Source organism: Bacteroidota bacterium (genome assembly GCA_018266835.1).
In the GTDB taxonomy this organism is placed as follows: Bacteria; Bacteroidota; Ignavibacteria; order Tepidaquicellales; family Tepidaquicellaceae; genus JAFDZO01.
Map to the genome: position 1 here is coordinate 277,348 of JAFDZP010000002.1, position 26,106 is coordinate 303,453.

Annotated in this window: 18 protein-coding genes; 4 read left to right on the plus strand and 14 right to left on the minus strand. The window is 35.1% G+C overall.

The window, feature by feature from the left end:
- Window positions 1-4 precede the first annotated feature (4 nt).
- From JST55_03080 to JST55_03100, 5 genes are all read right to left on the minus strand, one after another.
- The gene (locus JST55_03080) at window positions 5-3,058 is read right to left on the minus strand and encodes a T9SS type A sorting domain-containing protein (protein MBS1492465.1); all 3,054 of its coding nucleotides are present in this window, start codon (window positions 3,056-3,058) and stop codon (window positions 5-7) included.
- 415 nt (window positions 3,059-3,473) lie between these two features.
- Window positions 3,474-4,526 (minus strand): methylated-DNA--[protein]-cysteine S-methyltransferase, encoded by a 1,053-nt coding sequence (locus JST55_03085; protein MBS1492466.1) that lies wholly within the window; start codon window positions 4,524-4,526, stop codon window positions 3,474-3,476.
- 154 nt (window positions 4,527-4,680) lie between these two features.
- A complete protein-coding gene (gene dnaK, locus JST55_03090; GenBank protein ID MBS1492467.1) occupies window positions 4,681-6,633 on the minus strand; it encodes a molecular chaperone DnaK in 1,953 nt (650 codons plus the stop codon).
- 116 nt (window positions 6,634-6,749) lie between these two features.
- Window positions 6,750-7,031, minus strand: coding sequence for a hypothetical protein (locus JST55_03095; protein ID MBS1492468.1), 282 nt, complete (start codon window positions 7,029-7,031; stop codon window positions 6,750-6,752).
- A gap of 228 nt (window positions 7,032-7,259) precedes the next feature.
- Window positions 7,260-7,706 carry an Hsp20/alpha crystallin family protein gene (locus JST55_03100; GenBank protein MBS1492469.1) on the minus strand — a complete coding sequence of 149 codons (447 nt, stop codon included), beginning with the start codon at window positions 7,704-7,706 and terminating at the stop codon, window positions 7,260-7,262.
- Between the two features lie 930 nt (window positions 7,707-8,636).
- Between JST55_03100 and JST55_03105 the strand changes: the two genes are divergently transcribed.
- From JST55_03105 to JST55_03120, 4 genes are all read left to right on the plus strand, one after another.
- Window positions 8,637-9,689, plus strand: a complete 1,053-nt coding sequence (locus JST55_03105; GenBank protein MBS1492470.1) for a T9SS type A sorting domain-containing protein — start codon at window positions 8,637-8,639, stop codon at window positions 9,687-9,689.
- A 222-nt stretch (window positions 9,690-9,911) separates the two neighbouring features.
- Window positions 9,912-10,724 (plus strand): T9SS type A sorting domain-containing protein, encoded by an 813-nt coding sequence (locus tag JST55_03110; protein ID MBS1492471.1) that lies wholly within the window; start codon window positions 9,912-9,914, stop codon window positions 10,722-10,724.
- A 618-nt stretch (window positions 10,725-11,342) separates the two neighbouring features.
- Window positions 11,343-12,839 carry a hypothetical protein gene (locus JST55_03115; GenBank protein MBS1492472.1) on the plus strand — a complete coding sequence of 499 codons (1,497 nt, stop codon included), beginning with the start codon at window positions 11,343-11,345 and terminating at the stop codon, window positions 12,837-12,839.
- 117 nt (window positions 12,840-12,956) lie between these two features.
- Window positions 12,957-14,909 (plus strand): tetratricopeptide repeat protein, encoded by a 1,953-nt coding sequence (locus JST55_03120; protein ID MBS1492473.1) that lies wholly within the window; start codon window positions 12,957-12,959, stop codon window positions 14,907-14,909.
- Between the two features lie 162 nt (window positions 14,910-15,071).
- Here the strand turns inward: JST55_03120 and rseP are convergent, their stop codons facing one another.
- From rseP to murA, 9 genes are all read right to left on the minus strand, one after another.
- Window positions 15,072-16,442, minus strand: coding sequence for an RIP metalloprotease RseP (gene rseP / locus JST55_03125; protein MBS1492474.1), 1,371 nt, complete (start codon window positions 16,440-16,442; stop codon window positions 15,072-15,074).
- 69 nt (window positions 16,443-16,511) lie between these two features.
- Entirely contained in the window at window positions 16,512-17,666 is a 1,155-nt protein-coding gene (locus JST55_03130; protein MBS1492475.1) for a 1-deoxy-D-xylulose-5-phosphate reductoisomerase, read from the minus strand.
- 76 nt (window positions 17,667-17,742) lie between these two features.
- Complete coding sequence (locus tag JST55_03135) at window positions 17,743-18,372, minus strand: TlpA family protein disulfide reductase (protein MBS1492476.1); 630 nt, start codon at window positions 18,370-18,372, stop codon at window positions 17,743-17,745.
- 14 nt (window positions 18,373-18,386) lie between these two features.
- On the minus strand, window positions 18,387-19,265 hold the full coding sequence (locus JST55_03140) for a hypothetical protein (protein MBS1492477.1): 879 nt from the start codon (window positions 19,263-19,265) through the stop codon (window positions 18,387-18,389).
- Window positions 19,266-19,392: 127 nt separating this feature from the next.
- Window positions 19,393-20,109, minus strand: coding sequence for a sigma-70 family RNA polymerase sigma factor (locus JST55_03145; protein MBS1492478.1), 717 nt, complete (start codon window positions 20,107-20,109; stop codon window positions 19,393-19,395).
- 315 nt (window positions 20,110-20,424) lie between these two features.
- On the minus strand, window positions 20,425-22,215 hold the full coding sequence (locus tag JST55_03150; protein MBS1492479.1) for a zf-HC2 domain-containing protein: 1,791 nt from the start codon (window positions 22,213-22,215) through the stop codon (window positions 20,425-20,427).
- The gene (locus JST55_03155) at window positions 22,212-22,745 is read right to left on the minus strand and encodes an RNA polymerase sigma factor (GenBank protein MBS1492480.1); all 534 of its coding nucleotides are present in this window, start codon (window positions 22,743-22,745) and stop codon (window positions 22,212-22,214) included. The genes JST55_03150 and JST55_03155 overlap by 4 nt, the downstream gene beginning before the upstream one ends.
- Window positions 22,746-22,980: 235 nt before the next feature.
- Window positions 22,981-24,531 carry an acyl-CoA carboxylase subunit beta gene (locus tag JST55_03160; protein ID MBS1492481.1) on the minus strand — a complete coding sequence of 517 codons (1,551 nt, stop codon included), beginning with the start codon at window positions 24,529-24,531 and terminating at the stop codon, window positions 22,981-22,983.
- Window positions 24,532-24,566: 35 nt separating this feature from the next.
- Window positions 24,567-25,877: a UDP-N-acetylglucosamine 1-carboxyvinyltransferase gene (gene murA / locus JST55_03165; protein MBS1492482.1), complete on the minus strand. Its 1,311-nt coding sequence runs from the start codon at window positions 25,875-25,877 to the stop codon at window positions 24,567-24,569.
- Window positions 25,878-26,106: the final 229 nt, after the last annotated feature.

Genomic DNA, 26,106 nt, shown 5'->3' on the forward strand with positions numbered 1-26,106 from the left:
CAATTTATTTTACAAACATCATTTTCTTAATTCCGATAAAACTTCCCGCTTCAAGTCTGTAGAAATAAACTCCGGATGCTAATGTAGAAGCATTGAAATCCACGGTGTAATTTCCGGCGTTTCTGAATTCGTTGTTTATCAGTCTTGCAACTTCTTTTCCTGAAATATCATAGATCTTTAACATCACATTTCCATTAGAAGGCAAACTAAATTCAATTTTCGTAGATGGATTGAAAGGATTCGGATAATTTTGTTTTAGAACAAAAGTACTTGGTAATCCTATACTAACTTCACTTGCCAGATTGTAATATTCAAAGTTACCATTATAATCAGTTTGCTTTAATCTGTACTTGTATTTTCCAGACTGCAAATTGTTATCATTGAACGAATAGTTATGCTGAACATTTGAGTTTCCGTTGCCGTTCACAAAACCAATATTATTCCAATCTTCATTTCCGGTTTTTCTTTGAATGTCAAATCCTCTGTTATTAACTTCGCTTCCGGTGCTCCAGGTTAAAGATACATTCGAGCCTGAAATTTGAGAGTTAAAGGCAAGAAGCTCAACCGGTAATGGCGCAGAAATAACAGTGGAAAAACTTCCTCTGCCGTGTGTTGCTGCTACTAATACATTATCGGAAGAACGATAATCGAACATAACAGTTACAACATTTCCGATTGATGTTACTGCTTCCTGTGTCCAGACTGTTGATGCTCCGTTTATATTTAATGTATAGTAAACACCAACTGATGTTGCAAGAAATACATGCAGCTGACTATCTTTATAGAGTATAGTTGCCCATCTGCAAGAAGGTCCATTTGCGCCTGCCAGGTTTCCATCTATATTAGTCCATGTAGAACCCGCATCTGTAGAATACCAGAGTCTTTGCACATTATAGTTACTGAATACAGCAATAACGTTATTTGAATTTGTGGGGTCAATTGCCAGACATGATACAAATCCTGCAGGCATTGCAACTGAATTGAGATTTGCACTTACAGTTGCTGTTGTATTTGCATTATCTATTCTTCTTATAAAACCGCCATCAGTACCGTAATAAACAACATTAGCAGTGTTGGCTTTAGAAACACTTACAGCTGATACCTGATTTCCGGGTACACCGAAATCTGTTCCTGCAAGGTAACTCCAGCCTACTGTTGCAGTACCATTAATAATATTATTATTTCTCCAGATTCCTGTTGTTGTACCGGATGTACCGCCGCCATAATACACGATTGAAGAATTATTAGGATCTAATATATGCGGATTTATGAATGCAGGATTTCCCAACCCTGTTGGCTTCATTGAAACCATATTACTTCCGTCTCTATTAACTCTGTCTAAATCTCCGTTTTGCGATGTTGAATACAATCTGTCATCTGCAAGCGGTGGAATAGAACAGTAACCACCATCACCACTGTTTATTGAGCCCCATGGGTTTGTTAATAAAGCGCTATTAGTAGCCGATGAACCATTATCCTGAAATCCCCCTGCTATCCAGTTTGAACCATTTTCAGGGTCTAAAGAAATTGCATAAAATTGTGTCACATTAAAACTGCCTGAACGTGAAAACCATGTTACAGGATTATCAATAGATACGTTACCTGCTATATCATCTGTTCTTGAAATACCTCCATCATGACCACTGAAATATACCGAACTGCTACCCGGTTTAAAATATCCTATATGAATATCCGGGTGACTATTGGGATATGTTCCGTTTTGTTCCTGAGGCTGATATCCCCCGATTCTTTTTGTATTTGTACTTGTTGCAAAACCATCAGTAGAACGATAAAGATTTACTCCACCTAAAATTACAAAATTCGGATCTGTAGGACTTACCTGCATCGTCAAATCATAACCTCCTTGTGTATCGAATGGCTCGTTGAAGGTTCCCAAATTACCCTGACCAGCCTGAGGAAGATTACCTCCCAAAGCAGTCCAGATTCCACCTGCACCTGTTCCATCACCGCTTACATATTGGTATTTCCAAAGCTGATGTCCGTTAACAGAGTTTGGTTCAGCATTAGGCACATCATGAACAGCAAAGTAAACTATATTTTGATTTGATGGAGCAATTGCTACAACTATTCTTCCAAATGTTGCCGGAAAAGAACCGGGAGTAATATTTGCCCATGTAACTCCGTCAGCAGAACGGTAAATTCCATTCATTGGTCCGCCAACAATGTAACTTCCAGCCGCATAGACAACTCCTGAAGTTGCGCATTTAACATCCGTGTATTCTGAAACAGTAACTGTATTACCCAGTACAGTAGTCCAGTTTGTTCCTCCGTTAGTAGATCTTTGTATTGAACCGATTGTAGCTGCATAAACTTCATCATCAGTAGCATTTGACGCGTCAGTAGCAACGTTCCAAACGTATTGCCAGTTAGAATTAAAACTGCTTGGAGAGCTGCCTGATGTAGATGCAAGTAGATTCCATGTTAACCCGTTATCGATTGATTTAAAAACTCCGTCACCTGTAAAGGCTCCGGCTGCACCAAACTGTCCTGCAGAATTACCTGCACGTTCACCCGTACCCATATACCACTTTCCTGTATTCCCTGTTCTAATATCCTGAGCTATACAAGTTGTGCTATGCAGCTGGGTTAAAGTAGTTCTTTGAGTCCAGTTTACACCTGAATTAGTTGAACGCCAAATCCCGCCTGAAACACCGCCGGCGATTATTATGTTTGTATCGTTAATATCTCCGAGAACGGCTCTTGTTCTTCCGCCAACGTTACTCGGTCCTCTTTCGCTCCAGGTCAAAGCATCAGGGGCATCACCCATTCTTTTGGGGAGACCTGCTGCAAACTCGAGTTCTTTTTGTCTTATGTTGTCCGGAATTCTATTTGTAACTGGATCACGAAGTTTTTTAAACTCCCAGCTAAATCTCGCCTGAGGGTCATCCTCATCGCCAATTGCATACGGTTTATTAAAAGAATTTTCGTTTTCATCGCTTTCAAGAATATTTTTACTTGTGGAGTTTTGCGATAAAAACAAAAATACATTTAAAAAAATAAATCCGGTAAATAGTAAAACCGTGAATAATTTTTTCATGATAAATTTGTTAAAGATAATTTTGAATTTTAAAATTTTAGTTAATACAAATTAAATGTTTTCTATAATAATCGCAGGAAGATAAATTATAAAATTTCCCAAAAATTTTTTAAATTTTAAAAATAAATTCAGCTATTACTATATGAATAATCAATTAAATAAGAGATTTCAATTTTCCTAAATAATACCTGAAATTTATTTGTAATTATTTCCGGTTTAATATATTATCTTTATCAGACTTGAATGATTAATTATATTTTTGTGATTTTTAAAAAATGAATTTCGAAATAGTATACAAACATTCCAAGGAAGATGGAATCCGGGGTGGATGAAGTTTAGTTTGTACTATTACGAAAATAATTATTTGGTTAAAAAAGTTTCAATCAAATAATTATTCATTGTATATAAAATTCATTTAGAAAAGTTTAGATGTGTTTTGCTCTAAGTCCAGTAAGAATTTTTTGCGGTATAATCCTCCGCCGTAGCCTGTAAGTGTTCCGTCTGAACCGATTACTCTGTGACAAGGAATTATGATGGAGATTTTATTCATGCCGTTTGCATTTGCAACTGCACGGACTGCCTTGGGCATTTTTATATTGTTTGCCTGAGTCTGATATGAAACAGTTTTTCCATAGGGAATATTCATTAATTCCTTCCAGACTTTATTCTGGTATTCGGTTCCGGACGGATCAAGCGGAATGTCGAAATCTTTTCTCTTACCCTCAAAATATTCCTTCAACTGCTTATCAAGCTCCTTGAAGAACGGAGATTTCCCCGGAATTACTTTTGCTTTTAATCTTCTCTCCAGTGAAAGGATCTGATTCTGCAGCATCCTTCTATCGACAAATTCCAATAAACAAATTCCTTTATCGGTCGCCGCTGCAAGCATTGGGCCAAGTGGTGTTACAATTCGTTCGGCTGAAACTATATTTTTATATGAAGATTCCGATGGAGAAAATCCTGTTGTCTTCTTGAAGAAATCAGAGAAGCCGCTGAGAGATTCATAACCTGAATCAAATGCAGTCTCAGTAACTTTTTGCCCTTCACGGAGATTTCCGTAAACTTTGTTTAATCTGTTCATTTTATGATATGCTGAAAATGTCATGTTAAGATTTTTTTTGAACCATCTCGTAAGCGTATGAGGATTTATTCCCATGTCAATTAACTTTCTCTGGTTCAATTTTACAAATGGATCTTTTTCAATTTCACTCAAAACCTTTTTCACAAACTCAGGCTTATCGTAGATGTTCAACGGCTTGCATACTTTACATGGGCGGTATCCGAATTTTAAAGCTTCGTCTGCAGTTTTGTAAAACTCAACATTTTCCTGTTTGGGCTTTTTAGCTGTGCACACTGTACGGCAGAAAATTCCTGTAGTCTTTACTGCAATGAAGAACAGGCCATCGTAAGATGTATCTCTATTCATCAGAGCATTATACATTATTTTTGGTGATGGTAACGTTTGCATGATTTAATACTTCGTTGATTATTTATACTATACAAAGATACTATAAATGATTTGGCAGGACAACCGATTTTTGAACAAGGAATTTTTTATCCTATATAAAACACAAAAGGCGTGTTGCCACGCCTCTTATTTAAACATAATTACTATTTTCTAATTATTTCTTGTCTTTATCATCAACTACTTCAAAGTCTGCATTTTCGACTTTTTCACCCGAAGCTTCCGCTCCTGCATTAGGGTTAGGACCTTGTTGTCCTGCGCCTGCATCAGTGCCGGCTCCCGGGTTTTGTGTTGCCTGTGAATACATCTGTGTAGATGCTTCGTTCCATGCAGCATTAAATTCATCGATTGCAGTTTTAAGTGTTGCAGCGTTATCGGTCTTAGCAGCTTCTTTTAGTCTGTCTATAGAAGATTGTATCTTCGATTTTGTAGCATCATCAAGCTTGGCTTCGAATTCTTTCAATTGTCTTTCGCCCTGGAATATCATTCCGTCAGCCTGATTCTTTAAGTCAATCATTTCTTTCTTCTTCAGGTCATCTGCTTCGTGTTCTTTAGCATCTTTCTTCATCTTTTCAATTTCAGCATCGCTCAATCCTGAAGAGTGAGTTATCTTTATTGACTGAGATTTTCCTGAAGCATTATCTTTTGCAGAAACATTTAAGATACCGTTCGCATCAATATCGAATGTAACTTCAACCTGCGGAACGCCTCTTGGTGCAGGTGGAATTCCTTCTAAATGGAATCTGCCTAATGTTCTGTTATCCTGAGCCATTGGTCTCTCGCCCTGCAGAACGTGAATTTCAACACCGGGCTGATTATCACTTGCTGTTGAGAAGATCTGTGACTTCTTAGTTGGGATAGTTGTATTTGCTTCAATAAGTTTAGTCATTACACCGCCAAGGGTTTCAAGACCTAATGATAAAGGAGTTACGTCAAGCAGTAAAACATCTTTTACATCACCTGCAAGAACACCGCCCTGAATTGCAGCGCCGATTGCAACTACTTCATCAGGATTTACGCCTTTGTTCGGCTCTTTACCGAATAAAGCTTTTACTCTGTCCTGTACCATCGGAATTCTTGTTGAACCGCCGACGAGAATAACTTCATCTATTTCTTCAACTTTATAACCTGAATCTTCAATTGCTTTTTTACATGGACCGACTGTTCTTTCTACTAAATTAGAAATTAATGATTCGAACTTAGCTCTTGTAATGGTTTCAAGTAAGAACTTAGGACCTTCAGCAGTTGCTGTAATGTAAGGAAGATTTACTTCAGTTTGTGAGCTAGAAGATAAAGCTTTCTTAGCAGTTTCAGCAGCATCTTTTAATCTTTGCATTGCCATCGGATCTTTTCTTAAATCGATACCTTCTTTTTTCTTGAACTCTTCGGCTAGATAATCAATCAATACGTGGTCAAAGTCATCACCGCCTAAGTGTCCGTCACCGTTTGTAGCTTTTACTTCGAATACACCGTCACCTAATTCAAGGATTGAGATATCGAATGTACCGCCGCCTAAATCATATACCGCTACTTTTTCATTTGCTTTCTTTTTATCAAGACCGTAAGCAAGCGCTGCTGCTGTAGGTTCGTTGATAATTCTTTTTACATCAAGTCCTGCAATTTTACCTGCATCTTTTGTAGCTTGTCTTTGCGAATCATTGAAGTAAGCAGGAACTGTAATAACAGCTTCTGTTACAGGCTGGCCTAAATAATCTTCAGCAGTCTTCTTCATTTTCTGAAGAATCATTGCAGAGATTTCCGGCGGAGAATAAATTTTGTTTTGATTTGTTGCAGGGTCAGTTATTTCAACTCTGGCAACATCGTTTTCGCCTTTGATAACTTTGTAAGGCACTTTACCGATTTCACTGGTAACCTCATCATATCTTCTTCCCATAAATCTCTTTATAGAGAATACAGTGTTATGAGGATTTGTTACAGCTTGTCTTTTTGCCGGGTCGCCGACTAATCTGTCACCTGTTTTGGTGAAAGCAACTACAGAAGGAGTAGTTCTTGCGCCTTCAGCATTTTGAATAACAACGGGGTCATTGCCTTCCATAACGGCTACGCACGAGTTTGTGGTACCAAGGTCAATTCCGATTATTTTACCCATATATTTTTATATTTCCTTTCTTTTTTCTTTTTTAAAAACGCGAATTTGTAAACTAACTAATTGTAAAGTGAATTTAAATGTAAAACCTTGTCAATTTCTTTAACATAGCATATTCTTTAACCGTTTCCATCGTTTATCCTGACTGATATGTACTTTCCTTTTGATTCCATTTTTCTTGATTCACTCTTTTGAATTGCTTCTGAAAGCTCGTTATTAATCTCAATATTAAAATCAATCTCACCTTCAGTATTACTTAAAACTTGCAGTTGGTTATTGTTTGAATCTTCTTCGATGAATGAAGTTACTTCTTGTTTCGGTACTTCCTTATTTCTTATGTCGTATCTGTGGCTGTTAATGCCGATGCCTATTAATAGAATAAGCGTAAAAATTATTTCCATTCGTGTCTCCGGGGTATTCTGGTTAATTGTAAACTACTTTAAATAATAAAAAGGGTGTTCAATTTTACTCAAACACCCTTCTCTTACCTCTTCATCTTTTATTTATCCAACCAAATCTTTTAATCGATAATCTGAATTAATTTCTTTAACGCGGCAGAATCTCTGTGGGTGATTTCCTGCCTTTCCGACCGGTAGCCGGAAGTTATTTACTTAATGGTGATTATTAAATTACTTAATTGTAATTTCTTTTACGAACGGTTTTGCTTCTTCTACCTTTGGTAATAAGATGTGCAATACACCGTCTTTGTAAGCTGCTTCGATATTGTCTTTTTTAATATCGTTTGTTAAGCTGAAAGTTCTTTTGAACTCTCCGTAATATCTTTCGTTTGTTACTGATGTTTTATCTTTGAAAGTTTCATCTTTCTTTTTAGAACCTGAAATTGTTAATGTGTTTTCTTCAAGATTGATCTTTACATCTTCTTTTGAAACACCCGGTAATTCAACTGAAATGTAGAAATTATCTTTATCTTCTACGATTTCTGACTTTGGTGCAAAACCGAAAGTCTTATCAAAATTAAAAGCTACGTCGGATAAATCTTTCCAGTTGAAAAGCTTATCAAAGCCTTCAAAATTTAAAAAGTCTTTGTTTGGTCTGTTGAATTTTACTATGTTCATTTGTATATCTCCTTTATGTTTTTATGTGGTTTTGCTTTATTATAATACAATAGCCGTGCCAAAGCAAAAACCTTGATTTTGAGCTATTTTTAGCATTTTTCTATAAAAATGGATGCAAAAATCTGCAAATTAATGAAAAGAATTACATATTGAGTGAAGAATATTTCAAATTTGTGAAATAATGAGCTGTAAGTTTTTAAGCTAAAATTAATTAATAAATTTTATAATTTTGATGAATTTTTGACGGATTTTTGAACACAGATAATTATGATAAAATATGATGACACAGATTGTAACATTATTGTCACATTTTCGAAACCACTATTTACCTTTCAACCTTCTTACTATTTAAAAATTAAATTGTCACATTATTGTAACATTCTGAGCAAAGCTCAGTCCAGCTTTAGCGGGATTATTTCCCAAACTTCCCTTTTAACCTTCTTACTATTTAAAAATTACATTGTCACATTATTGTAACATTCTGAGCAAAGCTCAGTCCAGCTTTAGCGGGATTATTTCCCAAACTTCCCTTTTCTAACCTTCTTACTATTTAAAAATTACATTGTCACATTATTGTAACATTCTGTGCGAAACTCAGTCCCGTCTTTCTCGTTTTAAGGATAAATAAAATATTGGATTTTCTAAAGTAATATTTATAATTTATAAAATTAAATAGACGGGGAATTTTTAACTTAATTTAAAAAGGAGTCATCAGTGTTAAATCGATACTTTTTTTTTATTGCTCTTTTCTTACTTTCCTCTTGTTACACCATCGGTATTTACTCTCAAATTGTAACAGAAGATCCGAGAGCAACAACTGTTCTTCCAAATGCCTATTCAGGAATAGGCGGGACGGGAGCTTTTACCGGTCCACTGGGTAATACTGCAAGAACATATCAGTGGTTAATAAATGCAAACCAGCTGACCACTATGGTAGGGAATAATATAGTTTCTCTTTCTATGAGAATCCCAACTTCTTCCGTTGCAAATTGGCCAACCGCTGATGTAACTTACAGTAACTTTGATATATATCTTTCACCAAGCAGACCTCCATCCGCCAGGAGTTTAACATTTGATTCAAATATAACAGGTACGAAAGTTCAGGTCCGTTCAGGCAGTTTATTAGTAACAGCAAACTCTTATACTTTCGGCAGCACTCCGAATGCCTTTGGTCCTGCTATAACTTTCACAACACCTTACTTATATTCCGGAGGTGATTTACTAATTGAGCTAAGGCATAGCGGTTTCACCGGTACAACAAGAACAAATGATGCAATAACTACTTCTACATCCGGTTATGCAACTGACTACAGCGCCTGCTGGACGGGAAGCTACACCGGTACTACGGGTTCCCAGGGAAATTTTTGCGTCATCCAATTAAATGATGCAGTTGCGCCTGTCGAACTTTCATCTTTCACTTCAATTACAGTCAGAAATAATGTATCTATTCATTGGACTACTGAATCAGAACACAATAATCCGGGATTCGATATTGAAAGAAAATCAATTGAACAAAATTCACAAAATGATTGGATAAAAATTGCAAATGTTCAGGGATACGGAAATTCTAATGAACCAAAAAACTATACATATTTTGATAACGGTCTACAGTCAGGAAAATATACTTACCGATTAAAACAGATAGATTACAACGGTGGTTTTGAATATTTTACTTTGACAAACAATGTTGAAGTCGGACTGCCGAATGAGTTCAGGCTTTCTCAGAATTATCCGAATCCGTTCAATCCTGTTACAAAAATTAATTATGAAATTCCTTTTGAGAGCAATGTAAGTTTAAAAGTTTATAACATGCTAGGAAAGGAAGTTGCAAATCTAGTAAACAACAGCTTGCAAAAAGCCGGGTTTTACTCTGTGGAGCTAAATGCAAATAATCTGACAAGCGGAACATATTTTTATAAAATTACTGTGGTGGGAAATACAAAAGATTTTACAGCAACCAAAAAAATGCTTTTAATTAAATAATAATCTTAAAAGTTTTTCTTAAATAATAAAACGGAGTCATCAATGTTAAAACGTTACATTTTTTTTCCTATCTTATTTTTGCTTGTAATTTGTTTTAGTTCAGGTGCTTATTCTCAATTAGCAAGCCCTGAAGCCCTCTTCGTTATTCCGAGTACTTATGCAGGCACAGTCGGCACGGCAACTTTTACGGGACCTACAGGTAACACAGCCCGTACTTATCAGATGATTATAAACGCAAACCAGCTTACTGCTTTGGTGGGAACACATATTACTTCAATTACTTTTAGAAATCTTAGCTCATCAACCACTGCCTGGCCTTCTGCTGATGTTACTTTCTCAAATTATGATATATATCTTGCGCCGGGTGTTCCGCCTGCCGAAAGACATTCAACATTCGATTCCAACATTGTAGGCACAAAGACTCAGGTGCGTTCAGGAAGCCTGGTAATTCCGGCAAACTCATACGGTGTAAACGGCACTGCTCCGCATCCGTTCGGCGATCCTCCGATTAATTTTAATACTTCTTATCTTTATACCGGCGGGCATTTAGTTATTGAAATAAGACATACAGGCTTTACAGGTACATCAAGAGCTAATGATGCAATTGGAACTTCTACATCAGGCTATGCAACTAATTTCACTGCAGGATGGCAGGGAAGCTATACCGGTACGGCAGTTACGCAGGGGAACTTCTGCGTTATTCAGATAAATAATTCACCTGTTGCAACAGGAATTACTCCTGTAACTGGAACACCAACTGAATTTAAGTTAATGCAGAACTATCCTAATCCATTTAATCCCGTTACAAAAATTGAATACGCTCTGCCATATGAGAGCAGCGTAAATTTAGTTGTTTATGATTTGCTGGGACGTGAAGTTTCAAATCTTATAAACAATAAATTACAGCCGGCAGGATTTTATTCTGTTGAGTTCAACGGTTCTAATTTAACAAGCGGGACTTATTTTTTCAGAATGACTGCGCAGGGAAAAGAATCAGATTTCGCAACAACAAAGAAAATGATTCTATCTAAATAAATTTTTAAAATTTTCTAATAAATTGACCTGACAGGTTTTTAATCCTGTCAGGTCTTTTTTTTATTCAAAAAAACTTAACAAAATTATAAAATTTTTATCGGAAATTTCAGATTGTAACAGACCTAATAGGTTAATCCGCAACAATGGACTGCCAAGTCTATGAACAATAATATAGTAAAGGGAATTTTATGTAGAAATACAGCGTTCCCTATTCCTACTAATAGGGAAAAAAAGTGAGAAGAGTTTGGAAGAAAATTTATGGAAGTATTATAGCTTTTTCTGAAAAACTGAAATTTATTGTCATCATTAATTGGGTTAGATTTTTAAAAATCAATTTGGTTTAATATTATTTATTTATTACTTCTTTGAAGAAGATAAATTTAAAACAATTCTTACAACCTGAAAGATTACTGAGAACATTAAAGATGAAACCGGTTTTAAAATTTTTTCCTGCATGATTTTTTATTATTTAAATTTTCTATACAAAGATAGAATTGTGCAGCTTTCGGTTCAAAGAGAAAAATTCAACAAATACCGAAAATATTCAATGGCTTTTCATACAAAAAATGGTTAAAATGGATAAATAACTATTTTTTATTTTCCTGAAATACCGAGATAATGATTCCAATAAATACATTTGAGATCTTAAAAACATTCAAAAAAGCCGATTTTAAAAGCTTTAGTGACTTCATTAACTCACCTTATCACAATTCAAATAAAGTACTAATAAAATTATTCGAAGAAATTAAGAAGTTTTCCCCGGAATACTCACATGAAAAACTGACTTATCAGCTTTTATATAAAAAATTATATCCAGGAAAAACTTTCAGTGAAAGAACAATTAAAAACAGACTGACGGAATTCTCTCAGTTATTAAGAAGTTTTCTGGCAAACGAAAGATTAAAATATGATGAGAATGGATACTACAAATTGTTAATTACTGAACTGCAGAAAAGAAAGTGTTTTTCATTATCCAACAAAGTTGTTCTTTCGAATAAGAAAAAATTATCGGAGTCTAAAATATCTCCTGATTATTTTATGCATATGCACGTCCTTGAAGAAGCATTTCATTACAACTCTTTGCAGCTCAGTGAGGTAGAAGTTTATGAACGCATGGAATTCTCTTCGAGAAAAGCAGAGCCCATTATTTCTCATTTCTTTTCCACCTTCTTTGTTCATTTAAGCGAACACATTACATTTAATGAAACAACGAACTTTAATAACAAAAAGAATAATATCTTAAATGAATTTGTAAAAACAATTAATCCTGATAGTTTTATACAATATCTTGAAAGTACGAACAACAAATATTTTCCTTATCTTAAGGCATATTATTTGACATATAGAATTAAAGTAGATGAAGACACTCTTCCTATTTATAAAGAACTCAAATCCATATTTCTAAAACACGGAGCTGAATTTGAAGAGACAGATACATACATGCTATGGGCAGTGCTTTGCGAGACTCTCTACTTAAAGCTAATTCCTGCAGATCTATCATTTAAAAAAGAGGTCTTCGAACTTAATGATTATTTTCTGAAACTTGGAATTTATCCGAACGCAAATGAAGAGTATTTTGTACCGCAGGTCTTTGAAAATATTTTCAGCGCTGCAGTAATTGAAAAAGAATTCGGATGGGCAGAGAAGTTTATTGAAAAGTACGGACCGACACTTCACCCAAACATACAGAATAATCAGGTAAATTATTGTCTTGGAGTACTGAATTTTAAATTAAAAAAATACGAGAAATCACTGGAGCATATAAGCAAAGTAAATTATTCAGATATAATAATGAAAATAAATTTACGCTTTTATACTCTGCTGAATTATATAGAAATGAAGCATTATGAATCTGCTCTTTCACTGATTGACTCGGCAAAACACTTTACTTCATCAAACGAAAAAATACCGAAATATCTGCATGAACACATGAATACATCTTTAAAAATATTCAAAAAAATTATTTTATCTGAAGCAGAAGTAAAAGAACTGGATTATTCTGTTTTAAAAGAAGCTCAGGAAGCAAAAAGATTTTTCCAGAAATCGTACGCTATTGAAAAAATTAAAAGCATACTGGCAAAGCAGGAACGGAAACCAAAACATACTATAATATAATAAATTATTTTGCAGAAATAGGATTTTTAGCGTTTTGTTTTAACCGATGTAATTAGATATATTTGTAATACAAGTTTAAAGAAATTTTTGTAAAAAAGTTTTCAATAGGGGGGAAACTTGAATACAAGTTTTAAAAAACTCGTTAAAGAGCTCAACGTGGGCATTGACGAGCGCAAAAAACTTGAAGAGTACAAAAAAATCATTGCAGAAAAAGTCCATCAAAATGCAAATGAAGCTCTTCAGGAATGTATCACTGCACTAAAATTAGCTGAAGAAATAAACAGCTCCGACTACATTGCTTACTACACACATCAATTAGGCAACTGTTATCACGCCATTTCAGAATACGATAAAGCTGAGGAAAATATTCTCAAGGCCATTGAATTATATACTGAAAGAAATGATACAAAAAATCTTATTGCCTGCAATCTGAATCTTGCTAATGTTTATATTCATAAGAAAAATTATCGGGCAGGATTAAAATACTTAACAGAGAGTTACCGACTCAATCAGATTGAAAATTCACCACTCATCAAGGCAAGACTTCTGAATAATTTCGGAGTTGTTTACATGGATACTGAAAATTTCAAGAAGGCATTGAAATATTTTCTTGAGTGTATCAAAATATCGAAGGAAATTGATAGTTGGTTTGATCTGCAAAGCTGCTATGTTAATATCGGAATGATTTATAAAAAGCAGAAAGATTACAAGAACTCGCTGAAGTATTTCAGCTCCGCCCTTGAATTAAACGGAAAAATAAAAGATAAATACAGAGAGGGCTATATACTTTATAACTATGCAGAAGTTTATTTTGAACAGGGCGAAATGGATAAGGCTTTGAACTTCTCTGATATGAGTCTCAAAAATTTTGAAGAGATTGGTGATAAATCTATGGTTGCAGCTAATTACGTTTTCAAAGGGAAAGTTTTAAACAAACTGGAAAATTTTGACGATGCATTGATAAACTGTAATCTGGGGTTATTGATTTCTAATCAGCTTAACGATGAACGTTCGATTGCAGAGACAAAATTCATTCTTGCAGAACTTCACTATAAAAGCAAAAATATTGAGAAGGCAATCATCCTTGCATATGATAGCATCTTATCTGCATCGAAAACAAATATGAATGACCTGTTGTACTGCAACTATGAATTTTTAAGCAAAGTTTTTTTAGAAAAAGGTGATTATAAAACCTCCTTAGAATACAAGACAAAACAGTTTGAGAAGTATGAAGAGATTCACAAAAAAGAAATAGACAGAATTTCAAACAACTTAATAATGCAGTTTGAAATTGAGAAGCTTGACTACGAAACAAGTAAATTAAAAGAAGAGAAAAATAAGCTAACGATGCTGAATGAAAAACTGGAATCTCTCAACAAAGAGAAAAATGAATTCATCGGAATACTAGCGCATGACTTACGAAATCCATTGGGAGCAATTTATTCTCTGGCTGAAATTTATTTGGGAGACGGAGATGCACTTGACCCTGACCAGAAAGAAATTATGCAGGAAATAAAAATCAGTTCTGATAAAATGCTCAATCTTATTTCAAATCTACTAAACCTGAATGCAATTGATTCAGGCAAGATGGAAGGGAATATCTCAGAAGTAAATCTATCTGATATCGTATCAAGAATTATAAAAGAGAACAGCAAGTCTGCAAATGCAAAAGGCATCAGCATCAGCGTAAGCAAGCCGCATTATGAAATAAAATTCAGTTCATATAAAATTGCAATTGAGCAGATACTAACAAACATTCTTTCTAATGCAATTAAATATACATTCCCAAACAAAAATGTTTTTATAGGAGTGTATGAAAATAAGGAGAACGAGCCTGTTTGCGAAATCATGGATGAAGGTCCCGGCTTTACTGATAGGGACAAGGAGCTTATGTTCCAGAAATTTGCAAAGCTCAGTGCAAAACCTACGGGCGGAGAAAATTCAGTCGGGCTTGGATTATCTATTGTAAAAAAATTAGCTGACCTGACCGGTGCAAGAATTCATGTGGAAAGCACTCACGGGAAAGGTGCAAAGTTCGTAGTTATATTTAAAAATTTTGTAAATGAGTAAAATTGAAAGGACGGAATTCCTCTGAGCTCTCAGAAGAATTCCGTTAAAAGAATTGAGTACTGCTAGTACAGTAATAACGATACAGAATCAATATTGGATTTACCACAAATAAAAAAAGCGGCTGATGCCGCTTTTTTTTATAAAACTTATACTGTAAGAAAATTATTTTATGGAGATAATATCGTTGTATAAAACGAAAATCATAAAGAGAATGAGTATTGCAAAACCGACGTTCTGAATTACTATCTGAACTTTATGCGGAACAGGTTTGCGGACAATTGCCTCGTAAACCAGCATTATAAAATGACCGCCGTCCAAAGCAGGGAAAGGAAGAATGTTAATCACTGCAAGAGAAATTGAAAGCAATGCAAGAAATCCTATGAAGCTTAAGAAACCGCCCTCTGCAGACTGTGCAGATGCCTGAGCAATTTTTACAGGTCCGCCGATTGCCTTTTTAAATGCAACCTCGCCTTTAAATATTTTATAAATTGTTTTGAAGAATAATTCAACTCCGAGATAATACATATCCCCTACTGCTTTTGGGGCAGCAGTGATAACGTTGTATGATTCTTTTTTAATTGGGCCTGTGTATTTACCTGCAATGATAACACCTATTGTAGAGTCTGCAGATGGTGTGATTTTGCAATCTAAAGTCTTGCCGTCGCGCATCCATTTTACATCTACCTCTCTGTTAGCATTAAATCTAATTAAATCCGTAAGCTGTTGTGAATGAGTAATTGGCGTCCCGGCAAACTCAGTTATCACATCTCCTTTTTGTAAACCGCATTTGGCAGCGGGTTTATCACTGACAACATCGTTAATCTCCGCTGAAACATTTCCAACTGCAATACCAAAGTTTCTTTCAGTTAAGTCCCCGACTTTATCTTTCGTAATGTTAATCGTCTGCTTAGTTCCGTTTCTATCTATAACAAATGAAAGCGCTTCACCTAAATTTTCGAAGTACAAATTACTTTGCACTTCTTCCCATGATGCAACAGGATGATTATTAATTGTAATTATTTTATCACCGGGCAGAAGACCTGAAGTCTTTGCAGGAGAATTATTGGAAACATATCCGATTGTTGTTGAATCGGTTATGGTTTTTCCTTTTATAAGTGTGATGGAATAAAAAATCGCGAAGGCAAGCAGGAAGTTCATAATAACACCCGCTGTAATTACTACCATTCTTCTCCATACAGGTTTTGAACGGTATTCCCATGGCTGCGGTTCGGAATCAATAAAATTCTTATCCATACTTTCATCAATCATACCGGCCACTTTTACATAGCCTCCGATTGGAAATGCGCATAAACGGTAATCGGTGTATTCCCCAAGCTTTACATCTTCAGAAAGTTTTCCGAAAGTAAAACCTGTGACCTTATTATAGCCAAACAATCTGTAACCCATACCGAGAGCAAAAATTTCAGCTCTCATGCCCATAAGGCGCGCAGCAGCAAAGTGTCCGAACTCGTGAATAAATACGAGAATTCCGATGACTATTAAGAAATAAAATATAGTGTTAAATAGCTCCATAGTATAATAAAAACAAATAAAACAATTTGAAAATTACATAATTTAAACCACAAATGATATTGAAAAGTCCTACCGGCTTAATGGTATATTAAGTCTTGTTTTTGCATCTATTTCGAAGATATCATCTAAAGTAAAATTATCTATTGGTTCATGTCCGTCAAGACATCTGCGGATGTGCGAAGGTATATCCGTAAAACCAATTTTTCCCTTCAGGAAATAATCTATTGCCACTTCATTGGCAGCGTTCATTACTACAGGATATGTTTCCCCTGAATTTAAAACATCAAATGCTATCTGAAGGCAGTCAAATTTTTTGAAATCAGGTTCCTCAAATGTAAGTGAAGGGTAATTTCTGAAATCCAGCTTAGGAAAATCTGCTTTAACTCTCTTTGGATATGTTAACGCAAACTGAATAGGAATTTTCATATCAGGAATTCCCATCTGTGCTTTTATGGAAGAATCCTCAAACTCAACCATCGAGTGAATTATAGACTGGGGATGAATGACAACTTTAATTTTATCATAAGGAATATCAAACAGCCACTTAGCTTCAATAACTTCCAGACCTTTATTCATCATAGTAGCTGAGTCAATTGTAATCTTTGCTCCCATCTTCCAGTTAGGATGGTTAAGTGCATCTTCTATAGTTGCCTTTTGCATTTCTTCGTAGGACTTTGTTCTGAATGGTCCGCCGGAAGCTGTTAAAATTATTTTTTCAATCGCATTATCTTTTTCTCCGATAAGGCATTGAAGGATTGCTGAGTGCTCGCTGTCAATCGGCAGCAAATCGGTTTTATATTCTTTTAATAACTGATTTACTATACTGCCTGCAACTACAAGAGTTTCTTTATTTGCTAATGCAATTTTCTTTTTTGATTTAATTGCATTGATAACAGGAGCAAGACCTGAAAATCCTACTAGCGCGCACACAAGTGTATCGTAATCATCACGCTTTGATATTTCATTTAGACCGTCCGTACCTGAGAGCACATCCAGTTTATTGAATGAAAATTTTTCTTTAAACTCTTTTGCTTTATTTTCATTGGAAATTACAACTGCATCGGGTGAGAATTCTTTTACCTGCTCAGCAAGTAAATCAATTTGAGAGTTTGTTGAAAGATATTTAACCTTTACGGGATAATTATTTTTATTGAGATTTTTTACGACCTTGAGTGTATTGCAGCCGATTGATCCTGTGGAACCCAGGATTGCGAGATTGGATATATTGTTCAACTATTCGGGGCTAAATAATAAAAAAGCCGGTATTAAAATCAATCACCGGCTCATTAAAATCAAAATATTAATTCAGATATTTCTTTATTGTAGAAGTAAAAGATGCTTCATCTCTTGCTCCTACTATTGTTTCAACAATGTTTCCTTTTTTATCAACAACAAATGTTGTAGGAACTGCTTCAACTTCGCTCTTAGTAGCATCAGAGAATGCTTTTACGAAATCATCGTTAGCATCTAAAATTGTGTATGGAATCGGATAAGATGTTAAGAAATCACCGAGTGCCGGTGATTTTGGATTCTGGAAAACATTAACACCGATTATCTTTACATTTTTATCTTTCATATCCTGAGAAATTTTTGATAAGTCAGGAATTTCTTTTTTGCAAGGTCCGCACCATGTAGCCCATAAGTTAACAAGTACAACGTTTCCTTTTAAATCTGACATTGACATTTTTTTTCCGTTTTCAGTCCATGTAAAATCAGGAGCAACGTTCTTCGCAGAAGAACCTGTTACTGAAGCTACTTTAAAGAATTTTTCACCGGAGGTTTTAGTATCATTGCTTGTATTTGTTTTCGTTTCGGTATTTGTTTTTGGAGTTGTTGTGTTCTCAGATGTGGTGTTTCCGTCTTTCTTTCCGCAGGAAGAGAGAGCTATTGTGAATACTAATGCTAAAGCGATTAAAATATTTTTTTTCATTTTTATATAATAATTTATTTTTTGTAACTGGTTAACACCGAAGCAATCTGCTGGGGTGCGATTTTAGAAACTGAAGAACATACAACTCCGTCTCTGTACCACACAACAATATTGTCGTCCCCTATCGGTGAACAAGGTGTCCAGTTTTGTCCTTTGACAATATCTTCCTTATGGTGGCCTCTTAAAATTAATTTGTCATCCTTCATTACATCAGTCATGCATCCTTCCATAGTATAGATCAATTTGTTACCGCACTTGTGAACAAAATGTACAAGTTTTTGCCCGTTGATTTCATTAAATACACCTCCGACCAATTCTGCATCTTTGATGTCAGGAATAAAAACATTGAAGTCAACTTTATCTTTGAAGAAAGCTGCAAGCTCTGCAGGATTATTTGTAGCATACTGAAGTTTTATTTCTCCTGCATCTACTTTATCAAAAATTCCTCTGGAGACTTCTATAAAATCTTTATCTTTGGGGATTGCATTATTTATGTAATAGGTATACATAAAAAATATAACGACTAACACTGCCAGACTTCCTGCTGCATAATAATATTTTCTCGAAGGAGAAGATAAATTTATTTTGCTTTGGATTGATACCTGTGGAATGTTGAATTGCGGGGTTAACGAAGGATTCTGCGCAGCAGATTTTGACGATGAGATATACTCATCGATTCCCTTGTTGATATTCTGATAAACGTATAAAGGCGTTTCGATATTTTTCAATCTCGCTGAAAAAAGCTCTACAGTTGATTTTTCTAATATGTAACGCGCTCGGTAATCAGGGTTAGAGTTTATTAGACTCTCTACCTGATTTAACTCTTCCCCTGAAAGACGATTTCCCACATAGTCAGTCAGGAGCTCAAGTTGCTGCTCAGTAAATGTAGCCATTAAGTAAAATTTAGTTCAAATAATAATTTGAATTTGATTTTAAAAATTTTTTTAAAAATTGAATGTATATTTTATAAGTATAGCCTGCTCTGGTGTAATGGAACTACTGTAATAATAAAAATCAAAATTACATCAAATTATTATCTACATCATATCCTTTGTTGCGCGCATAATCTGCAAGTTTCATCTGCAATAATTTTCTTCCTCTGTGAAGGCGGCTTCTTACAGTGCCTACCGGGCAATTTAAGAATTCCGCAATTTCTTCATAGCTCAAACCTTCAAGGTCACACAGTATCACAACAGTTTTAAAGTCATCTTGTAATGAGTTTAATGCTGTTAACAATTCATCGTCTAATAAGTTCGAAAAAACTTTTTGCTGTAAATCATTGGAATCAATTTTCTCAGAACGTATACTGTCAAAAAAGTTTTCGACTTCTTCATAATCAACTTTACCCGGCTCCTTCTGAGCTTTGCGGTAGTTGTTGATATATAAATTCTTCATGATTCTAAACAGCCATGCTTTACAATTAGTTCCGCGTTCGAACTTATGAAAAAATCTGAATGCGCGTAAGTATGTCTCCTGCACCAAATCATCTGCGTCAAGCTGATTATTTGTCATTCTGTAAGCATAGTTATGAAGAAGTTTCATATGAGGCATAGCCTCTTTATTAAATTCTTCCCGTAACTTTTCTAAGTCTTCTTTGGATAATGTATTGCTTTGGTCAGCTTCGGAAAATTCATCTAATTCATTTTCGGAATTATCAGAATAATCATCTTTTTCTGTATCTAATGTTGTAGAACGTGTAGATTTCAAATTATAATAAGAGTTTTTAATCTCGTACATAAATTACCTATTATTTGAATTTAATGGAAGGCTATTTTAAGTGAAGAAAACAACATATTAAAACCTGAATACTTGTGTAGATATGTCTTCATAATTGATGCTTTTAATACAACATGCTATATATATTCAGTCAATTACCATACCAAATGAATGTGTGAATTTATGACACTTTTAATACTTTTAATTAAAATGTTTGACAAAATAGTCAGTGAAGGAATATTGCAGGTTGATTTGGCATGATTTCTATACTTAAATAAAAAGTCCGTCACAATTTGTAACGGACTTCGTTTATTTAAACCGTAACTTTAAAAAAAATTAAATTTCTTCCGAGCTATCATCATCGTTATCTTCCGTATCATCTTTTTTCTTATCTTTTTTATCCTTCTTATGCTTTTTATCATCAAACTTAAAATAGAATTTATGCTTGCCGTTTGCTGTATCTATTTTCATATCGTTAAAATTTTCAAGCTCTTTCAGCTGTTCTAAATCTTCTAATCCTTCAATGTTGATATGTAATGAATCAAAGTTGAAATTAAAATTGAACTTATCCGGCGAAAATTCTTTTTTCCATTCCTCCGCTTCTTTCTTCCATTCTTCACCGTGCTTTTTCCATTCCTCTGCATCTTTCTTCCATTCTTCAGCACTCTTTTTCATCTCTTCATCCATCTTGCCTAAATTTTCCTTGAGCTCGATTTTCATTTTCTCCATATCTTTCTTGAATTCTTCGCTGTTGAATTCTTTCATATAAATTTTCATTTCATTGGTATCGGGCATATAGTCATGCATATCTGCAAGCTCAATTTTAAGGTTCTGCATTTCTCTTTTTATATCCTCTGCCATTTTCTTGCCATCAATTTTAATGTTAATTTTCATTTCAGCAAGATCTCTTGATAACTCTTCCATTTCTTTAGCGAGTTCATCTTTATTGAAATTCAATTCAACTTTTAATTTATTGTGCATATTCTCCTTCATATCTTTAAGAGAATTTTCTATATCTTCATCGTCATATTCATCAAGGCTGTCAATATTTATTGTAGGTATTGCCTGTGGAGCAAGTTTGCTGAGTTTATTATAAACTAAATATTTTGTCTTATCATCTACTCTTGGAATAAGATTTAACAGCGAAGAATAATCCTCGGGCATTGCATTGGCAATTGCATAATAAACTGAAGGTGTACCTCCGTTATTGAAATCATAATTGAAAAGTGCATTTTGAAATTCCGGCTTTGAATCTTTTCTGAATGGAATACCTACTCCGTACTCAGGTTTATACAGACAGAATTTTCCGTCAGTTACCACTGATGATTTATTTCCGGACTCAACATTTGCAATTCCGTTATTTACATATATAACTCCGTTTCCTTTATCATCAACTTTGAATGAATACGAACCGCCCTTATCCTGCACTTTCATATTGCTTGACTGAAGTACAAACTTATCTGCCTGTGATGTGGAAGTATTTACTGTTCCGTAAACGACTTCTATTCTGCTAATATTATTATCGGATTGAATAAATCTTACTTTTGTATTCGGCTCAATGCTTACATCACCTACGTTTGCAATTTTGAGAATTACGGATGATACCGAGTCTGTCTGAATCCAGTCGCCTACATTAACTACATCTGACTTCACACCATTTACAAATGCTCCGCCCTTTAAGCTGACAAGTTTCCAGTTAGACATTTCTTCTACTGAATAAACACTCTTTGATGAAAACTTTGCTATTGAAATAGAAACTATCAGTAAAATTACAGCAGCGGAAGCGAACCAGTACCAGTTTCTTCCCATGAAACCGGCAGGCTGTGTTTTTAAAACTTCTTTTTTGTCCTCGTGAAAATCTATTGTGAGAATATTGTTTGAGAGAGGCGTTATTTTAATATCGTTTTTCATTTTTATCTCGTTTTCGATATTTGCAAAAATTTGTTTAGGCGGCAAAATTTCTTTTCTCAGAGATTTTGCTTTTTCTTTTAAAAGAACAAAAGCGGAGTATTCCGATGCGCATTCTTTGCAATCGTCTAAATGCTTCTGAACCAAATTTTTAGTTTCCGGATTTAATTCATTGCTATAGAATTCGTCGAAATATTCCTGAACCTGAGAGCAGTTCATTTTACTAATTCCTCCCTTAAAATTTTTCTTGCTTTATGTAAGTGGGCTTTTGATGTCCCTTCTTCTATATTAAGCATTTGCGAGATTTCTTTGTGTTTGTAACCTTCTATTTCAAATAAAATAAAAATCAGTTTTGCCTGTGAGGGAAGCTTCTGAATGGCTTTCTCCATATCAAGCGAGAAGTCATCATTTGTGTAAGCAATCATTAATGAATTATTAAAGCTTTCACCAATTTTTTTCTCGTAGTTTTTATCCGTGCGAAGCTTCATCAGAAAGCAGTTAATGCATATCCTGTGAAGCCAAGAATAAAAAGCCGAGTCACCTTTAAAAGAACTGATGCTTTCCCACACCTTTATAAATACATCCTGCGTCAGATCATCTGCAATATCATTACTTCCGCACATACGCAGAGCTAAAGAATAAATACGCCCTGAATATTTATCGTATAATGTTTTGAATGCTGTCGTACTGCCCTGCTTGCATTCGTTTATTAATTCTGTATCGGAAATATTATCTGTGATATTTGCCAAAGACGCGGTGTAAATTAAAATGCTGCATCACCGAGTTTATTAGTAAGATGCAGCATAAAGGAAAAAGGTTTACTAGAAATGAAAAATATATTTAATTAAACGGAAGAGAATTCCATTTGTTACAATATATTTTTAAATCAGACTTCTCCTTGCGAAACCCTTGTTTCGCAAGCTAAAATGCCCAAACAGGGGTTTGGGCATTAGATTAAAAAACTAAAAATATTTTAATATAAAATTACAGCGGAATATTTCCGTGTTTCTTCTTAGGATTAGAATCTACCTTATTTTCAGCGATTTTGAAGTATTTTATAAGTTTTTTACGGGTATCTTTAGGTTCAATTATATCGTCAACAAATCCTCTTTCAGCAGCAAGGTAAGGATTAGCAAATTTTTCCGTGTACTCGGCGACTTTTTCATCTAAAGCTTTTACTTTATCTGAAGCCGCATCTATTTCTTTTTTAAAAATAATTTCAGCAGCGCCTTTTGCACCCATTACTGCAATCTCTGCTGTCGGCCATGCTAAGTTGATATCACCGCGAACGTGCTTTGAGTTCATAACGTCATAAGCCCCGCCGTATGCCTTTCGGACAATAACTGTAAGCTTTGGTACCGTTGCTTCGCAGAATGCATAAAGCAATTTTGCACCGTGGCGGATAACACCTCTCCATTCCTGGTCAGTGCCGGGTAAAAATCCCGGTACATCTTCAAATACAAGAAGAGGAATATTAAATGCATCGCAGAAGCGGACAAATCTTGCGCCTTTAATAGACGAGTTCAAATCAAGCACACCTGCTAAAACCAATGGCTGGTTAGCAACAACACCAATTGAACGTCCTCCGATTCTTGCAAAACCGACTATAATATTTTCAGCATATTCTTTATGTACTTCATAGAAGCTGTCCTCATCCACGACTTTTTCAATCAGCTCTTTCATATCATATGGCTTGTTAACGTTATCAGGCAAGAAAGTATTCAGCTCCGGAATTTCGTTATCTATCGGTCCGTCATAATTATAAACCGGAGCGTTATCCATATTGTTAGACGGAATATAAGAGATAAGTTTTCTTATGCTTTGGAAACATTCAACTTCATTTTCACAGGTAAAATGACTTACACCTGATTTCACAGCATGCGTTGCTGCGCCGCCAAGTTCATCAAATGTAACATCTTCATTGGTAACAGTCTTAACTACATTAGGACCTGTAACAAACATATATGAGATTTTATCTACCATGTAAACAAAATCCGTTATAGCAGGAGAGTAAACTGCGCCGCCTGCGCAAGGACCTACTATGGCAGAAATCTGCGGAACAACTCCGCTTGATAAAGTATTGCGTAAAAATATATCAGCATATCCGCCGAGAGATATAACACCTTCTTGAATACGCGCGCCGCCGCTATCGTTAATACCGATAATAGGAGCACCCATTTTCATAGCAAAGTCCATTATCTTGCAGATCTTTTTTGCATAATATTCTGAAAGTGAACCACCGAGGATTGTAAAGTCCTGAGAGAAAACACATACAAGTCTTCCGTCAATTGTACCTGTACCTGTAATAACTCCGTCAGTGAAATATCTTTGCTCCTGAAGTTCAAAATCGTAGGATTGATGTTTTATAAACATATCAGTCTCTTCAAAGGAATCTTTATCCAGTAATAAATCAATGCGTTCGCGTGCAGTTAGCTTCCCTCTTTTATGCTGCTGGTCAATTCTTTTCTGTCCGCCGCCAAGCATTGCTTCGGCACGTTTCTTTTTTAAGTCGTCTATTTTTTGCTGGTTGTTCATGAGTTTTGAATATTAACATTAATAAATAAATACAACTAAACCCTTTTAATATCTGCCCCTATAGATTTTAATTTTAAATCAATATTTTCATATCCCCTGTCTATATATACGGCTCCGTTGATAATAGATTCACCCTTTGCAATAATTGCCGCTACGAGATACGAAAATCCTGCGCGTAAATCAGGAACATTAATGTTTGCTCCATGCAATGGAGTTGGTCCCTTTATTACTGCGCTGTGTAAATAATTTGATGTTGAAAATCTGCATGGTGTTCCGCCGAGACATTGATTGAACAATTCAATATCGGCACCCATTTTTTTAAGCTCGTGAACATATCCGAACCGCTGCTCATAAACCGTTTCGTGAACAATTGAAATACCCGTTGCCTGAGTCATGAGAATTACAAACGGCTGCTGCCAGTCAGTCATGAAGCCGGGATGGACGTTTGTTTCCAGAGCAATTGATTTGAACGGTCCGTCATAAAAAAATCTTACTCCGTTATCTTTCACTTCAAACTTTCCGCCTATGCGTCTAACGTTATTGAGGAATGTAATTATATCTTCCTGTATTGCATTCTCTATAAAGATATCTCCTTTGGATGCAAGTCCGGCAGATGCAAAAGATGCAACCTGATTTCTATCAGGAATAACTGTGTGCACTGCGCCTTCAAGTCTATCGACACCTTCAATAGTAATTCTCCTGTCAGTGCTGAGTTCAATAATTGCACCCATCTTCTGAAGAAATTTAATGAGGTCAATTATTTCAGGTTCGACTGCAGCATTTGTTAAAATTGTTCTGCCCTTTGCAAGAGTACTTGCAATGATAACGTTCTCTGTTGCACCGACACTCGGATAATCTAAATGTATGTTAGCGCCTTTTAATCCGTCAGTCGTTAAATAATAATAGTCATCTTTTATATCTACTTTTGCTCCGAGCTTTTCAAGAGCATCGATATGAAAATTGACAGGGCGAGCGCCGATTTTACAGCCGCCGGGAATTGGTATTTCCGCTTTGCCCGTTCTGTTAAGCAATGGTCCCGCCATAAGAACTGCTATGCGTGTAAGATTTCCTAAATCTTTAGGAATTAAACTTGTTGTAAATTTTTCAGTGTGAATTTTTAAAGTGTCTTCGTGAATAGAAATTTTTGCGCCTAAGTTTTCAACGATAGTTTTATTTATACTTAGATCACTTATCTTATTCGGAGAATTATGTAAAACAGTAGGTTTATCGGAGAGCATCGAAGCTACCATTAACTTCGGAGCTGCGTTTTTGGAACCGCTTACTTTTATATTACCGTGCAGAGGATTCCCACCCTGAACAATAAATTTTGAATTGGAATCTGACATATTTGAAAACTAATAATTTTAACGATGTGATATAAGTTAAAAATTATGTCCATTTTTGTATTCCGTTACGAAGCAGGAGCTTCGTAACCGGTAGAATGCGTTATAAAAATGGAGGCACTATTTTATTGAAAAAACACATAGCGAAACTTACGCCCCCTCGTAAATTCTATGTTAAACTATTGAAAATACAAATTTGAACTTTTAGAAATTTTTATATGAATTTAAAGAA

Coding starts and splice junctions, on each gene's coding strand:
- JST55_03080 (MBS1492465.1), bottom strand. CDS start 3,058: ATGAAAAAATTATTCACGGTTTTACTATTTACCGGATTTATTTTTTTA.
- JST55_03085 (MBS1492466.1), bottom strand. CDS start 4,526: ATGCAAACGTTACCATCACCAAAAATAATGTATAATGCTCTGATGAAT.
- dnaK (MBS1492467.1), bottom strand. CDS start 6,633: ATGGGTAAAATAATCGGAATTGACCTTGGTACCACAAACTCGTGCGTA.
- JST55_03095 (MBS1492468.1), bottom strand. CDS start 7,031: ATGGAAATAATTTTTACGCTTATTCTATTAATAGGCATCGGCATTAAC.
- JST55_03100 (MBS1492469.1), bottom strand. CDS start 7,706: ATGAACATAGTAAAATTCAACAGACCAAACAAAGACTTTTTAAATTTT.
- JST55_03105 (MBS1492470.1), top strand. CDS start 8,637: ATGGTAGGGAATAATATAGTTTCTCTTTCTATGAGAATCCCAACTTCT.
- JST55_03110 (MBS1492471.1), top strand. CDS start 9,912: ATGATTATAAACGCAAACCAGCTTACTGCTTTGGTGGGAACACATATT.
- JST55_03115 (MBS1492472.1), top strand. CDS start 11,343: ATGATTCCAATAAATACATTTGAGATCTTAAAAACATTCAAAAAAGCC.
- rseP (MBS1492474.1), bottom strand. CDS start 16,442: ATGGAGCTATTTAACACTATATTTTATTTCTTAATAGTCATCGGAATT.
- JST55_03135 (MBS1492476.1), bottom strand. CDS start 18,372: ATGAAAAAAAATATTTTAATCGCTTTAGCATTAGTATTCACAATAGCT.
- JST55_03140 (MBS1492477.1), bottom strand. CDS start 19,265: ATGGCTACATTTACTGAGCAGCAACTTGAGCTCCTGACTGACTATGTG.
- JST55_03145 (MBS1492478.1), bottom strand. CDS start 20,109: ATGTACGAGATTAAAAACTCTTATTATAATTTGAAATCTACACGTTCT.
- JST55_03150 (MBS1492479.1), bottom strand. CDS start 22,215: ATGAACTGCTCTCAGGTTCAGGAATATTTCGACGAATTCTATAGCAAT.
- JST55_03160 (MBS1492481.1), bottom strand. CDS start 24,531: ATGAACAACCAGCAAAAAATAGACGACTTAAAAAAGAAACGTGCCGAA.
- murA (MBS1492482.1), bottom strand. CDS start 25,877: ATGTCAGATTCCAATTCAAAATTTATTGTTCAGGGTGGGAATCCTCTG.